Source organism: Nostoc sp. (assembly GCF_036917235.1).
GTDB lineage: Bacteria > Cyanobacteriota > Cyanobacteriia > Cyanobacteriales > Nostocaceae > Nostoc.
In genome coordinates this window covers 1-14,906 of the sequence record NZ_JBALDU010000095.1, presented here as the reverse complement: position 1 = coordinate 14,906, position 14,906 = coordinate 1, and the positions used below count along the sequence as shown (strand labels likewise).

The 14,906-nt window shown below is 41.3% G+C and carries 12 protein-coding genes; 6 read left to right on the top strand and 6 right to left on the bottom strand.

Annotation, left to right across the window (positions count from 1 at the left end; genetic code table 11):
* The first annotated feature begins 527 nt into the window (after positions 1-527).
* The 4 genes from V7K44_RS26890 (at position 528) to V7K44_RS26875 (ending at position 5,609) form a co-directional block, all read left to right on the top strand.
* Positions 528-2,594 carry a serine/threonine-protein kinase gene (locus V7K44_RS26890; RefSeq protein ID WP_334936110.1) on the top strand — a complete coding sequence of 689 codons (2,067 nt, stop codon included), beginning with the start codon at positions 528-530 and terminating at the stop codon, positions 2,592-2,594.
* Positions 2,595-2,983: 389 nt separating this feature from the next.
* Positions 2,984-4,246 carry an O-antigen ligase family protein gene (locus V7K44_RS26885; protein WP_334936108.1) on the top strand — a complete coding sequence of 421 codons (1,263 nt, stop codon included), beginning with the start codon at positions 2,984-2,986 and terminating at the stop codon, positions 4,244-4,246.
* Positions 4,243-5,388: a glycosyltransferase family 4 protein gene (locus V7K44_RS26880; protein WP_334936106.1), complete on the top strand. Its 1,146-nt coding sequence runs from the start codon at positions 4,243-4,245 to the stop codon at positions 5,386-5,388. The genes V7K44_RS26885 and V7K44_RS26880 overlap by 4 nt, the downstream gene beginning before the upstream one ends.
* Positions 5,389-5,417: 29 nt before the next feature.
* Positions 5,418-5,609, top strand: a complete 192-nt coding sequence (locus V7K44_RS26875) for a hypothetical protein (RefSeq protein WP_334936104.1) — start codon at positions 5,418-5,420, stop codon at positions 5,607-5,609.
* Between the two features lie 24 nt (positions 5,610-5,633).
* On the opposite strand, the gene V7K44_RS26870 is transcribed toward V7K44_RS26875, so the two are convergent.
* The 3 genes from V7K44_RS26870 to V7K44_RS26860 all read right to left on the bottom strand — a co-directional run bounded on the left by V7K44_RS26870 (position 5,634) and on the right by V7K44_RS26860 (position 11,014).
* A complete protein-coding gene (locus V7K44_RS26870; protein WP_334936102.1) occupies positions 5,634-8,267 on the bottom strand; it encodes a chloride channel protein in 2,634 nt (877 codons plus the stop codon).
* Positions 8,268-8,500: 233 nt separating this feature from the next.
* The gene (locus V7K44_RS26865; protein ID WP_334936100.1) at positions 8,501-9,814 is read right to left on the bottom strand and encodes a TldD/PmbA family protein; all 1,314 of its coding nucleotides are present in this window, start codon (positions 9,812-9,814) and stop codon (positions 8,501-8,503) included.
* A gap of 339 nt (positions 9,815-10,153) precedes the next feature.
* Entirely contained in the window at positions 10,154-11,014 is an 861-nt protein-coding gene (locus V7K44_RS26860) for a Tab2/Atab2 family RNA-binding protein (RefSeq protein ID WP_334936098.1), read from the bottom strand.
* Positions 11,015-11,439: 425 nt separating this feature from the next.
* On the opposite strand from V7K44_RS26860, the gene V7K44_RS26855 reads away from it, so the two are divergent.
* Positions 11,440-11,772: a DUF433 domain-containing protein gene (locus V7K44_RS26855; RefSeq protein WP_334936096.1), complete on the top strand. Its 333-nt coding sequence runs from the start codon at positions 11,440-11,442 to the stop codon at positions 11,770-11,772.
* Positions 11,766-12,128 (top strand): DUF5615 family PIN-like protein, encoded by a 363-nt coding sequence (locus V7K44_RS26850; RefSeq protein WP_334936094.1) that lies wholly within the window; start codon positions 11,766-11,768, stop codon positions 12,126-12,128. The genes V7K44_RS26855 and V7K44_RS26850 overlap by 7 nt, the downstream gene beginning before the upstream one ends.
* A gap of 141 nt (positions 12,129-12,269) precedes the next feature.
* Here the strand turns inward: V7K44_RS26850 and V7K44_RS26845 are convergent, their stop codons facing one another.
* From V7K44_RS26845 to V7K44_RS26835, 3 genes are all read right to left on the bottom strand, one after another.
* Positions 12,270-12,917, bottom strand: a complete 648-nt coding sequence (locus V7K44_RS26845) for an HAD-IA family hydrolase (protein ID WP_334936092.1) — start codon at positions 12,915-12,917, stop codon at positions 12,270-12,272.
* Between the two features lie 177 nt (positions 12,918-13,094).
* Complete coding sequence (locus V7K44_RS26840) at positions 13,095-14,288, bottom strand: NAD(P)/FAD-dependent oxidoreductase (RefSeq protein ID WP_334936090.1); 1,194 nt, start codon at positions 14,286-14,288, stop codon at positions 13,095-13,097.
* Between the two features lie 367 nt (positions 14,289-14,655).
* Positions 14,656-14,906: hypothetical protein (locus tag V7K44_RS26835; protein ID WP_334936088.1), on the bottom strand; the 251-nt coding region annotated here is incomplete at its 5' end.

Sequence of the window (14,906 nt, the reverse complement as noted above, 5' to 3'; positions counted from 1 at the left end):
CTGATAATTTTGTCTCTTCCTGAAAGATAAAATTAATACTAGTTGCTGTTTTAACCACAGCAGTGATTTAAATTGAAAGGGGAATTTAGCGTATATACCTTAGCGGCTTGCTAAAGGCATCGCCTGTAATCAAATGAATTCGTATATCCTACATACCCAAATGTTTGTCACAATCAAATCAGAAAAATTATATTTTCAATTTAGACTACTAGAGCAAATCTCAATTTCGTAGGTATATACTGAGCTACAAACTTAAATTGCTGCTTTTCGGAATTTTGCCCAGATATTTTTGTAAACCTGACTAAATGGCTCATACAGATGTAACACACAAGCAAACCTAACACCCATCAATTCGTCAAAAGACATCGCTCAAACACAATTTTTTGCAATTTATCTAAATTGTTCAATACCTGATGAGGTAAGGAAATTGGGGATTTGTATGGTGTCTCAGTGATATTTACTAACAAGAGAGATTATACTGCATGACTTAAGATGAATATATACCCCAACTGAAATGGATTCCCAGTATGCTCTGTTGTGTGAATCCCGATTGCCAAAAACCCTTAAATCCTGATAAAAACAACTATTGCCACAGTTGTAGAGCGGAATTGATACCCCTGCTAGGAGGTCGCTATCGTCCCACTCAGGTTTTATCAGACGAAGGCGGATTTGGTAGAACGTATCTTGCCAAAGATGTACACAAACTGAATGAATGCTGTGTTGTTAAGCAATTCGCGCCAAAACTTCAGGGAACTGGGCCACTAACAAAGGCCGTTGAACTGTTTAAACAAGAAGCGAGCCGACTGCAAGAACTGGCAGAACATCCACAAATTCCAACTTTATTGGCTTATTTTGAGCAAAATAGCTATCTTTTTTTGGTGCAGCAGTTTATCGATGGGCAAAACTTGCTCAAAGAATCGGAAACGCGAGGAAACTATAACGAAACAGAGATTCGCCAACTTTTGCTAGATTTACTGCCGGTACTGAAGTTTATTCATCTGCGGGGAGTGATTCACCGGGATATCAAGCCACAGAATATTATTCGTCGTCAAAGTGATGGGCGATTAATCCTCATTGATTTTGGAGCTTCCAAGCTGTTGACAGCAACAGTGCAAACTAGAATGGGCACTGTGATTGGCTCACACGGTTACACTGCACTGGAACAAATGCAAGATGGCAAAGCTTACCCAGCCAGTGATTTATTCAGTTTGGGGGCTACTTGTTTCCATCTCCTGACTGGGGTTCGCCCATCTCAACTGTGGATACACCAGGGTTATGGTTGGGTTGCATCTTGGCGGCAACATTTAACCAGTTCAGGTAGGGACGAGATTTCTATATCTATGGAGTTGGGTGAAGTTTTGGATAAGCTGTTGCAACTAGACATCCAAAAGCGTTATCAATCGGCTGATGAAGTCATCACTGACTTGACACCTCAAATACCACCATTTTCATCAGTACCCCCAACTATACTTACACCAACATTTGCAGCTACGCCAGCAAACAAGCGGGCAGTTTCATCAAAATCAAATAACAATCTGAAAAGTCAACTGCTGTTAGTTTCTAGCATTTTGGTCTTGGGATTAGGGGGAGTTTGGTATTTTCAGTCTCGTCCCCAGACAGTCAGCGAGGTTCCTGAACCTATTTCTCAGCCTATTCAGCCCCAAAAAAACGTCTCAGAAAATTCTTATTCTTATCTACCCAAACCCTTCAAGGGGCATTCAAGTGACGTGAATTCCGTAGCTTTCAGTCCTGATGGTACAACCCTTGGTAGTGCCAGTGATGATAAGACAATCAAGCTATGGAATCTGACGGGTGGACAGGAAATCCGCACTTTAGAAGGACATTCCAATTGGATTTGGACTATAGCTTTCAGTCCTGATAGCAAAATCCTCGCTAGTGGCAGTGCGGACAAGACAATCAAACTGTGGAATCTGGAGACAGGAAAGTTAATCCGCACTTTGGAGGGAAATAGCGACGGAGTTACTTCCGTAGCTTTCAGTCCTGATGGCAAAACTCTTGCGAGTGGCAATGCTAGTAAGGATATGAAAATCAAACTATGGAATCTGGAGACAGGAAAGTTAATCCGCACCTTAGAGGGACATACCAGTGGTGTTGCATCTGTAGTTTTCAGTCCTGATGGTAAAACCCTTGCCAGTGGTAGCTGGGATAAAACAATTAAATTGTGGAATCTGGGGACAGGAAAGTTAATTCGCACCTTAGAGGGAAATGCAGAGTCGATTCTTTCAGTCGCTTTTGCCCCCGATGGCGTCATCCTTGCCAGTGGTAGTAAAGACAAGACAATTAAATTGTGGAATCTGAAAACAGGAAAGTTAATCCACACCTTAAAAGGACATAATGATAAGGTTAATTCTGTCGCCTTTTTGCCAAGCGTAGGTTCAAATGGTATCACCCTTGTAAGTGGCAGTAGTGACAAGACAATCAAACTTTGGAACCCAGTTACAGGAAAGGAAATCCGCACTTTAGAGACAGGTTCTGGATATATCTATGCCGTTGCCATTAGCCCAGATGGACAAACCATTGCCGGTGGTGGAAGTGGTGAGAACATTCTCAAAATTTGGCAGATGATTAATTAAAAATATCTGATAGTGTACATTCGGAATAAATTGCGACTTTTTTGGGTTCTACCTCAGAAAGAATATTTAGCTGTGCAAAAATATCAAATTAATCATAGCTTTAAAAGATGATATTGGCGAAGACTGTATTATGGTAATATTCTCTACGTGTTCAGGATTATAGCTTGAAAAAAATATCAACATCTATCCATAAACCTGCAAAAGTGGGTTTATATAGGTTTTATTTTGTCAAAAAAATATCGTAATAATTCAGGATTCAGGAGTTAGGAGCCAGAATAATTGTAAAATCAAGCGTGTAATAACTTCTTGATTTTATTAAAATTATTAAGTTTGGGTATCAAGGTCTTCTGGATTCTGAATTCTTACACAATATCTTTAAATAAAAGTTTATGATTAATATATTTTTTCTACTCATACTATTTTCTTCACTTTTAGGGCGAATTAAATTTCCAGGAATAAATATTGGTATTCATTATTTATTACTTCCGGCATTTAGTTTTGGAATCATTGGGTTATCGTTAAGATATATACCAGAAGTTGTTAAGAAGCATAAAATAATTTTGATATCGATAAGCCTCATGTATTTGTGGATGTGGCTTTCCTCATTAATGAGCGAGTTTCCAAATATTGCTATTACTTATAGTCTAAAATACTCAACTTATTACATATTATTTTTTGCTTTTTTAGTATTAACCTTTAAGAATATAACAACGCCATCTTTAACATTTTATTATCGTTGCATATTATCCTTGCTACAGATAATTGCAGGTTTAGGTTTTTTAGAGGTTTTACTTCCCAACAACTGGATTTTTAAATCTTTAAAGTTCCCTAGCTTTTATCCTGAGATTGGTTCAATTATGCAAAACCCTAATCAGTTTGGGGTTATAGTCGCCATTGGATTATGTTTAAGTCTAATTTTAGAAAAACAGAATAAAATTTCTAAAATTGAATTAAACATAAGCGAATTAATTTTTATAATTACCTTGGCTTTGTCTGCCAGTGGGAATGGTTGGGTAATTTTTATAATTGGGATGTTTCTTTTGCTGATATATAAAATTATTAGTTTTAGAAAAATGATTTATCTAATAAGCCTGTTGTTTTTATTCATTGTAACTGCACCAGTCTCTACACGGAGAATTGGTTTGGCAGATAGTAAAATATTTCCATTAACTAATATATTTTTAGAAAATTCAAGTTCAGTCAATCCAAATCAAAAAAAGATTCCTACTCTTATGGGAACAGGTTTTTCAAGATTTCAAATGTGGCAGGCAGCTATTAATGAAACTATCAAAAGACCATTTACTGGTATAGGCATAGGAGTTTTTCCAGACCAGATAGGAGTGAAAGTTTGGGGAAAGAAAAGTTATCACGCACATAATATATTTTTAAATGTGTCAGCAGAGCAAGGAATTCCTGGATTATTGCTATTTACTAATTTTTTAGCGAAAATAGCATTGAAAGTTAAATATACTAATCCTTTAATTACTATTCCAATTATTATGTTTTTAGTATCTCAAATTCCAGATGTTTTTACTGAAGACTATACTTTTACAACTATTGAGTTTTATTTTATAGCAGCGGCTATCAATTCTCGAAAAGATGTTGTCACGCAATTAAAACCTGAAATTATTGAAAATGCCAAAAAACTATGAGTGCTAAACCTCGTCTTTATTTAATATTTCCGAATATATTTGATTTCAAGGGAGGTATTCAAGTTTACTCAAAATTTTTTCTGAAAGCTTTACAAGATATATATCCTGAAGCTGATTATGATGTGTTTCTCAAATATGATAAGTATAGTTTAACACAACCAGATAAATTACAGTTTTTAAGCTCAACAAGATTTCATTATTTTGGAGATTTACCAAAATTATTGCAACCAATTTTATTTGCCACAAAAATAATTATTTTAGCTATTATTCAACATCCCGTCATAGTCATTTCCACTCATGTTAACTATGCGATTGTTTGTTATATTCTCAAATTTTTCACTGGAACTCCTTACTGGGTAGTTGCTCATGGCTTAGAAGTTTGGGATATCGAAAATAAGGCAACAAAATTCGCTTTAGAAAAAGCAGATAAAATCATTAGTGTTAGTAATTACACTCGCCAGCGCTTGCTTCAGGATTCAAATATTGATTCAGAAAAAATAGTTATTTTACCTAATACATTTGATGCTAATAAGTTTCCAATAAATTCTAAACCTACCTACTTACTAAAACGATATAACTTAACAGATGAACAGCCTGTAATTTTAACAGTAACGCGGCTAGGAAGCATGGCAAAATACAAGGGTTATGACCAAATCCTTCATGCTTTAGTTAAAGTGCGTTTGTATCTCCCTAATGTTCACTTCATTCTTGCAGGGAAAGGAGATGATATACCTCGAATTAAAGCTTTAGTTACCAACTTAAATCTACAAGATTGTGTGACAATTGCCGGATTTGTTCCAGATAAAGAATTGTGCGATCATTACAATCTCTGCGATGTTTTTGCTCTGCCTAGTAAAGGAGAAGGATTTGGAATTGTTTTTCTAGAAGCTTTAGCTTGTGGTAAACCTGTATTGGCGGGGAATCAAGATGGTTCTATAGATCCCTTGGCTGACGGGAAGTTGGGATGTTTGGTCGATCCTGATAACGTTGAAGAAATTGCCGATAATCTAATTCAAATCCTGCAAGGTGATTCCTCTAATCCAGTAATTTACCAACCAGAATATTTACAACAAAAAACTATTGAAGCTTTTGATTTTAGCCAGTTTCGTAAAAGTTTAGCAAAGTTAGTTAGTGGTAAATAGTTACAATTTAAGAAAATTTGGTAAAAATAATGGACGACTCAGTATTTGTTATATTTCTTGCCTTTGGATTTCTTTGGGTTTTGATGGGAATTGTAGGTTGGATTGCGTTTCTCAAATCTGAGGGTGAGGAAATTAAGTTTGGTAAGTGGGGACTTATAGTTGCTATTCCCATCTTAATACCAATAATTTTTACTCTAATTATTGGTGTATTTTATCATTAAAAAAATCACTAAAATCTATGTTTTTTACTTTTGCATCGCACCTCTAACCAAAATCACTGTACTTTCGACACCAGAAGCGATCGCTTCGGGAATATTACCTTGAATCGCTTGTTGTAACAATCCCTCGCGGGAAGCTCCCAAAACTACAACATCGTAACCTTCGGTTTGCACTAGGTTAATCACACCTTCAGCGACTGAATTAGCTTGCACTGGGAGAGCAACTAAACTGCTGGACAATTTGCGGCGACGCATCAAATGGCGAATGGCTTGTTCTGAAATTGACATATCTGGCTTGAGTTCAGATGGCTTAAACACCTGTGTCAGGCGAATTTTCGGATCGTTTCCCAATGTAATTAAAGCCGGTAGCAATTTAATTGCCAGTGGGGAATTGGGACCACCAGCCACTGGAACTAGCCAACTGTTGAACTGGGGACTGTGAACTGGGGATTGAGTAGTGCCTAATTTTACTAATACGACTTCGCAGGTGGCTTGGCGAATTATCGTGTCAACAACGTTGCCAAAAATCCGACCAGGGGTAGATGTGTTACCTTTCCATCCCATTAAAATTAGGTCGATGTGTTGTTCGTTGATTGTCTCCAAAATTGCCTGGGCTACATCGTGGGTAACTCTAATCTGCGTGTGCAAGGGAATTTCCCACTTTTTTGCTAAGACTTCTGCCTGTCGTAGCAAGCGGCGGCTTTTTGCCGTTCTTACCTCTGTTTCTGATGGGGAACTGTGGCGGGGTATCAGCATCACTTGCACGCAATCTATTTCATAATGGCGATCGCGGGCAATAGCTGCTGCCATTTGTAATAAAATACCCGCTGTTTCGGGGTTAGCTACGGGTACTAATAATCTACCTCTACCAGTGCTGGGCGATCGCGTTTGGTAAACTATGTATGAAGGATCTGGTCGCAGTTTTGGGGTCGCATTTTCACCATTGAGATGGTCTGCTTCCGCCCGAATAATATCTGCACGGGTAATAATTCCAATCAGTTTTCGTCCTTGTACGACCGGTAAGCGACTGATTTGATAGCGATCGAGTAAATACAGTACATTGCTTAGGGTGTGAATCGGTGTGACTGTCACCGGAGTGGCGCTCATAATTTCCCCTAAGGGAGTATCATTTGCTAAATTGCGATCGCGAATATTGAGTAAATCTGATTGCGTCACAATCCCTACAAGCTTACTTTCCTCTACCACTGGAAAGCCACGATGATGAGAACGGGCGAATGCTTGGATTACTTCATCTAAAGGCATCTCTGTATCCAGAGTTTCTACCTGTTGCTGCATGACATCTTTGGCTGTCAAATTTGTCATTATCCCCCCTACTGGTGCTGCTTTTTGGATAATGATGCCATTCCACGCCAAAAGTTTGTCGTATAGCGAGCCTGGCGCTAACTTTTCAGCAACTAGATACGACGTTACAGAGCCAATCATTAAGGGCAGTACTAAGTTGAAATCTGTAGTCATTTCAAACACAATTACTATCCCCGTCATTGGCACTCTGGCCACCGCAGTAAAAAATGCGCCCATTCCTGCCAAAGCATAAGTAATAGGTAATCCACTCGCTATCCCCAAAGGAAGAAGTAGAGCGTGTTCTCCCATACCCACCAAGTAGCCAAGGGCAGCCCCAAGAGTCAAAGCGGGAGCAAATAATCCTCCTGGGACCCCAGAGCCATAAGCTACGAGAGTTAGGATAAATTGAGAGATAAAGGCGATCGCAGCTATTGACCAGCTAGCCTCACCTGTAATTAAAATTTCCCGCAGTCCTGTGTTGTCTCGAAACGCTATGGGTAATAATGCCACAATCATCCCAGAGACTACCCCAGCTAGGGCGACACGAGCAGGTAATCCAAAACGTAGAGAGCGGCGGTAAACAGTTAAGCTGGCAATAATCCCGCGATTGAATAACGCCCCCATTAACCCAGCCACAACCCCCAAAACCAAATAGAACGGAATATCTTGAACAAAAAAATCTGTCTTGGAAGCAGTTAATGCTAAATTGAGATCCAGGCTGCGACCACCCAATACGCGCGAGACGACGGCACCGATAAAAGAAGCCAGAATCGCAGTACCCAACGTAAATTCCGAAAAATCCTGTAACAGTTCTTCTACTACAAACAATACGCCTGCGATCGGCGTATTGAAGGCAGCCGCTAACCCAGCACCAGCACCAGCAGCAATCAACTGGCGACGGTGATCTGGTGAAGTCGGAAACCACCGACTGAGTTGAGCTGCTAAAGCTGCGCTAAGTTGAACTGTTGGCCCTTCCCGCCCTAAAGCTAGCCCAGAACCTAGTGCCAGAATACCACCCACTAGCTTGACCACGGCAACCCGCAAATCTAGAGCAATTGGTATACGCGCTAACACTGCTTTCACTTGAGGAATGCCGCTCCCAGAAGTTTCTGGTGCTACGCGCTCAACTAGCCATCCTGCGAGGAATCCAAAGGCAAGTCCGATACCTGGTAGCACCAACCAAGCTGGTAGCAGCAGCGATGTCTGCACTCGCCAAGCACCTAGCAATCCTACCCCCGATTTGAGTAAGACTGCTCCAAGAGCAGAAACCAAACCAATCAGACAAGCTTCAAAAATTGCTAAACGACGCCGTGGTTGTAGCAGTTGCCGCAAGCGTTGGAAGATAGGTGAGTACCACATGATGTCAAGTTTTTCAAGAATAATTCAGAACTCAGGAACGGAGCCGGAGACCTCCGCCAAGGCGTCAGAATTTAGTATGAATTGTGTTTGAGTGGGTGACAGCAGAGCGTTATCAAGTCCGCGAACGTTTGAATATTCGTTAAAATCTCCCCCCTGGTAGGCGAAACTAGTATTAAATATTCTTCCTGATTAAAACTGTATCCCTTTATGGGTAGAGTATTCTGAATTCTTCTTCAATTGCTTCTTCCCGTGGTAGATAGCCCTTCTACTATCAGAGATGGAGTATAACAAGAACCATTCCAATCAACATCGTTGCCTAGTGTAACCAATTGCTTCAGGGCTGTGTAAACATTACCTGCAACCATCGTATCTTTAACACGCCCAATTACTTGACCATTTTGGACGCGGTAGCCTAAATCGACGTTGATCGAAAAATCTCCAGAAATACTGCCGCCACCACCCAACATTTGATCGACAATCAAGCCATCATCTAATTGTTGAATCAAATCTGGTAGCGATGCCGAACCTGGCTGGATGAGAAAATTAAATAAACCAGGGGTGGGGTAGCTACCTAAACCAGGGCGAAAACCATTTCCAGTGGTGTTAGTACCCAGTTGGGAGCCGGTGGTGCGATCGCTATAGAAATGCTGTAAAGTTCCATTTTGGATAAATACCAGAGATTGAGTCGGAGTGCCTTCATCATCAAAAGGGCAACTGTAAGGGCCAGCTTCTGGATCTTGGTAAATGGTGAGACTGGGTGCAACTACTTCCTTACCCAAACGTTCTGCCCAAGGTGAAGCTGCTTCTAAAACTCGCTTGCCATTCAAAGCGGCTTGTACAGTACCCCAAAGCATATCGGCGGCTTTAGAAGTAAACAAAATCGGGACACGACCAGTAGGAGGTGAGATATTTTCTCTAGACCAAATTAACCGTTGTAAAATTTGGTTAGCTAATCTCTCTGGATCGAGTTCTCCCCGCTTGGTTTGACCATCAGCAACACTTAAAAAATCATCACCGCGCACCCATTCTGCTGATATGTAGCAGCTGAGGGTAGTGTCAGTATAGTGACAATCTAAACCTTTGGTGTTGACTAGTCTGGTGGTTTCAATATCACATTCCCAGTCACCATTACATACAACATCGGGATAGGCATCACGGATGAGTGCGATCGCTTCTTTGCCCCAGTCCACCAAAACCTCTATCGGGAAACTTTCTCCTAAGTCGCGGTAGGAGGGCTGAGAGTTAGAGCCTAATTCTACAGTTTCCGGTTGATTTAGTTGACTCAGAGCCAGAGCTTTTTCCACCATTACTTCGGCTAAGACAAAACCGTAAGCTACCGTCAGTCCCGGACGCCCGTTTCGCCAAAGCCGTAGTGCTGTGCCTTCAGATTGGTTAGTTTCTAGCTGTTTGAGTCGGTTTGCCTCAAAAAACACTGGGCGAGAAAGCGATCGCGACTGATACACTTCAGCAGCTTCTGCTCCAGATTTTATAGCTAGTTCCAGCAACTGTTCGGCGAGTGTATCTTGTGACAAATTTTCAGAACCCATGACCCTTAGTGAATTGTGGATTTTGAACCGCATATCAACGCTGTCTCTTGAGAAGTGCGATGTCTACGACGGGCTACGCCTACGCACTTTCCAGTGATGAACGCAGATAACTATCCAAAAATCATCAGTGTTTCTTTACAGTTACGATTTGGAACCGCAGATCAACACTGATGGACGCAGTTAATTATCCCAAATCATTGTCATGTCTCAACGGATCTAGTCATTTGTCATTTGTCATTTGTCATTCGTCATTGGGCACAAGATACAGAGAGGCAGAGGGGAAAGAACTTGTACAATAACTCTCCTCTGCTCCCCTGCTCCCCTGCCCCCTGCTCATTTTCAAAGATTAACCTCTTGCAACAGCCAAAAACCAGCAAAAGATTCTGCTTTAGGATCGGACTGTACACCGATAAAATGTACTCCGTTAGCTTTTTGCTTGGCTACTTCAAAACCTTTAGCTTCTGCTAAGATTTGAGGTTTTTTGATATTTGCCACAATCCAGCTTTCAGTTACACCAGTTTCTAAAAGCAATCTCGCCTCTTCACTGGTGTCAAATCTTAAAAAAGCCAACTCCAAACCAGACATCCACCCAGCCAAGGGTAGCGCTCTCGATGAGAAAATCAAAATACCAGGAATACGAGCTTCGGGTGAAACTTTCGCCAACTCTAAAGGGAAAGCTTCACCAAAGCCAATTTCCCACTCTGGCATATCCGCAAAATCCGCAGCATCTAAAGTAACAAATACCCACTGCTGTCCTTCCAAAGCATCTGGTAAACGTTGCGGCAAAGGTTTCTCTAAGCGGACTGAGGGATTAGTCCCCCCTTGATACCCTGCTTCTTGAGGATATACTTCCTCCATCCGCTGTTCTAACCATTGGTTGAGAACCAAAGTGCGGCGGCTAGCCTGGGCAGGAATGCCTATATCTTGGCAAGCTTTAGTAATCATATTGTTCATTTGACGGCGGAAAAAGCGGATTTTAATTGGTGCTTTTCCAGCTTTGTCAATAGCCTCCTGCAATGCTGTCCGCAACCAGCCCGAATTTACCTGGGTACTGGGACAATATTGAGTATAGCGAAACAAAGAGTCTACTTTTGTGCCGATATCCAAGGGGCTTTCGCAGACTAAAACTTCCCAAACTTTTTTTTGATTAGCGTCCAAAATCGGACGAGAGTAAAAATCGATTTCCCAAATACTGCCCATGTTTTGCGGTAAAAATCTGGCTGTTATGTTTTCCTGATATCTCGATCATACGAGTGTTGGGGCGCATTGGAAATTGGACATGGGGCATTTGGCATGGGGCATGGGGCATTGGGAATTGAGATAAATGAGTCTTTGAGGTGGATGAAGGGAGTTCTGAGATGGATGTTTGAAATTTTAACTCTTCACCATCGATCTTATTTTTTATCAGGCGATGTCTACGACGGGCTACGCCTACGCTCAAGGAGCGTTTTATTGTCTCCATAATCAGAATTAATAATAGATAACAAAGCATCTGATAATTAGAGATTTTATGTCCCTGACCCTTTAAGACTTGTAAAAAATGCAACAACAGTACCCTAGCGATCGCTAGGGTACTAGTAAAGGCTAATTAGAATAATGCTAAAAGACTCTAGAGAGGTAGATAGATGCAACTAGAAGATTATTTTGAGTTTTTAGACCGAGATGACATCCGTATCAAAGGACATCGCATTGGTATTGATAATGTGATTCAATATTACCTGCAAGGATATTCACCAGAGGAAATTCTAGAGGAATTACCTTCCCTGGATTTGGAAAAAATTTACGCAACGCTTGCCTACTACCTCCATAATCGTGTTGAAATAGATGCTTATATGTTGCGGTTAGCAAATTGGCAAGAACAGCGCTATCAAGAATCATCAGCTAATCCTTCACCTTTGATGCAACGTTTAAGAGCCTTAAAGGCCCAACGTCAGCAGGAGTTGCTAAACCATTGGTAAAGGTACGTTTTCTCCTAGATGAAAATTTGTCGCCCAAGTTGAAGATAGCTGTTTTGCGCTTCAATCCAGCTATAGATATTCTGCGTGTAGGCGATCCCGAAGCACCGCCATTAGGTACGCTTGACCCAGATATCCTGCGCTACCTGGAATTATCCCAACGAATATTGGTTACAGACAACCGCAAAAGCATGCCCGAACATCTGGAAGAACACTGGAAAGATGGAGGACATATTTGGGGACTAGTTTGGTTGCGTTCCAGTGGGAACCTCAGTATTTGGGCAGAAACAATTTATTTAATTTGGGAAGCGACTGAGGCAGAAGAGTGGATTGATAAATTGGATTGGATTCCACTTTAAAAGTTTGGCATTGCTGAATTTAAGTAGGAATTTAGAAATTAACTTTTGCTAAGTGGACTCATTGAGCCAATTCCACGACTTTAGATGAAAACTAATGCTAGAGAATGTTTTCATAGCTGTGGGAGCGTCAAAGTATCTTCCTCAATTCCCCCGGTTAATCCAAACGCCTCTGAGTCCAGCTGCTTTAGCTCCGTGGTAATCTTCTACAATACTATCGCCGATATGCCACGCCGCCTCTGGGGAACATTTATGTTTATCTAAGGCAATGGCAAAAATTTGCGGGTCGGGTTTAGCTGCACGTACCTGCGTAGAAATGGTGACGGAGGTAAAAAACTCTCTCAATCCCAAACTTTGCAATACTGAGTAAATCCGGGAATCAAAATTAGACAGCACTCCCAAGCTAACTCCCAACCGCCGCCAGTTGATTAAAGCTGGTAAAACATCGGGATAGACAAACCACGGTTCGCCAGTACCAAAGTGAATGTAAAGTTCGCTAAAAAAAGCCGAAAAGTCAGAAAATTCCTTGAGAACGCCAGCCCTTTCAAAAGTGTTCAGAGCAATTATCCGCCACCAATCAAACTCGCGCTGGGGAATATCTTGCAGTTCTGCGTCTGGAAATATCGGCGGCGGCGCTGTTTTAAAGCTTTGGATGAAAGCTGTATTTAATGTTTCGGCTGAAACTGTAACGTCAAATTCTTGGGCTATCTGACTATAAACTTTGCCTACACTACCTTTGACATCGAAGAGTGTACCCACAGCATCTAAAAAAATAACTTTCGGTTGTTCCATTAAAGTTTGAAAATTTTGAATGTTGAATTTTAGATTTTGGCTTGTTAAGAGCTTCTGTGGGTAGAGTCTAGCATCTGCTAAGTAGATTGGCGGAAATTAAACAAATCATCGTAAATGTATTGGTTTTTTTACCAATGCCCAATTCCCAATTCCCAACCTTGAAAGTTACCTTGAAAGTTACCTTGAAAGTGTTTCTATAATCGGACGGAATAGCCAATTAAAACCAACTTTCAGCTGATGGTCTAAAGTTGGCAATCTATATAAATAAGCAGCACGACGAGCGACGTATGCCAAGGGGCCATCTAGTTTAATTCCCAAACCAGTGAGAGTGGCGTTGTCTATTCCTAGTGCCATCATTTCTCCTAACTGTTGGTAGTGGAAAGGAAGGAGGGGGCGATTAGTCAAAGTTGCCCAGATATTCCAAGCAGTATAATCAGCTTGTTGAAAAGCCGCTTGTGCCGTAGCGGGGACTTGCTGTCCTTCAGCATCATGACAATCTGCTAAATCTCCCAAGGCAAATATTTCTGGACGATCGAGGACTTGCAGATTGGATGTAGTGATGATTTGACCGCGCTGATTTTGCTTGAGAGCAAGAGAATTTACTACAGGCGCAACCCTAGTTCCCACAGTCCAAATTACCAAATCCACGGGAATTGTGTCTAACTGGTTTTTGTACTCTAGAGAAATGCTATTTTGTTCGATTGATTCGATTTTGGTTTCTAAGTCAAGAAATACACCACGGGCATCTATCGCTTTCTTTGCTGCTTCCCGATTAAACTCTGGGGAAGTTCGCAAGATTTGGTCGGCGATTTCAACAATCCGAAAGCGTCCTCTTTCGCCTAGTCTGTCGGCTAATTTACAAGCTAACTCTACACCACTGTAGCCAGCCCCAACGATCGCTACCCGAATTTTATCAGCATCCGATTCTTCTAAAAATCGCAGGCGTTCTTCTAAACGATAGGCATCAGAGATGGTGCGGAATGTGTAGGCGTAGGCTGCCGCACCAGGGACTAAATCTAGCGGTGTCTCACCTCCTAGCGCCAGCACTAATCGGTCGTAAGGGATTTCCGGGCCTTCTTGGATATTTACCCGTTGCTGGTCAATGTCAATTCCAGACACAACACCTTGATAAAAACGCACCCCTGTGCCTTGTAAAATTTCTTCAAAGGGTGGGGCAATTTCCCAGGTTTGCAGTTCGCCAGTGAGTAATTCGTAAAGTAAAGGAGAGAATAGGAAGCGATCGCTTTGATCTACTAGAACAATTTCGGGTTTTTGCGTAGATTCCCAAGGTAATTGGCTTAACCGCAGGGCTGTGTAGAGACCACCAAAGCCTCCACCAAGAATACAAATTCTAGAAGTTTGTTCAGTCATATATTCTATGTTATGGAACAATCAATATTAATTAGGCAACTAACTTCAGGGTAACTGAAAGTTTAGGTTTCAAAACCCTCCATTTGTATGAATGGTTTTAACATCGCTAACTCAACACTGCTTCGGTGAGAAAATTGGACAGCTTGCAGTCTAACAATTAATAAACTTGTTAGAAAACATTAAGGTTTTAGTTCCATGAGTTGGTTTGTTTCGACGCTGGGAGTTTTCTTGGCACTAATGACGCTCTTGCTAGCGTTGTATCTAATTACTGTGAAGCCTTATCAATCATCTAACTGGAGCATAAGCACTCATCCGGGTGCGTGCTTCTTTAGATATTTGCTACCAAACTGAAAACAGCTTCGTTATTTTAATCCCAAACCTGCGATCGCGGCGATGGTTGGTGATGCTGCTCATTTTTACCCCTCCCCATTTGAGAAAGTTTATCGCAATTGGGGATCGTGGGCTGGAGACTGGGGAATGGTTTGAGATTAAAAGGTGGATTCATCCAGTTCAAAGGTGGATAAACGAGTCTTTGATATGGATTCATCCAGTTCAAAGGTGGATGAACGAGTCTTTGATATGGATTCATCCAGTTCAAAGGTGGATGAACGAGTCTTT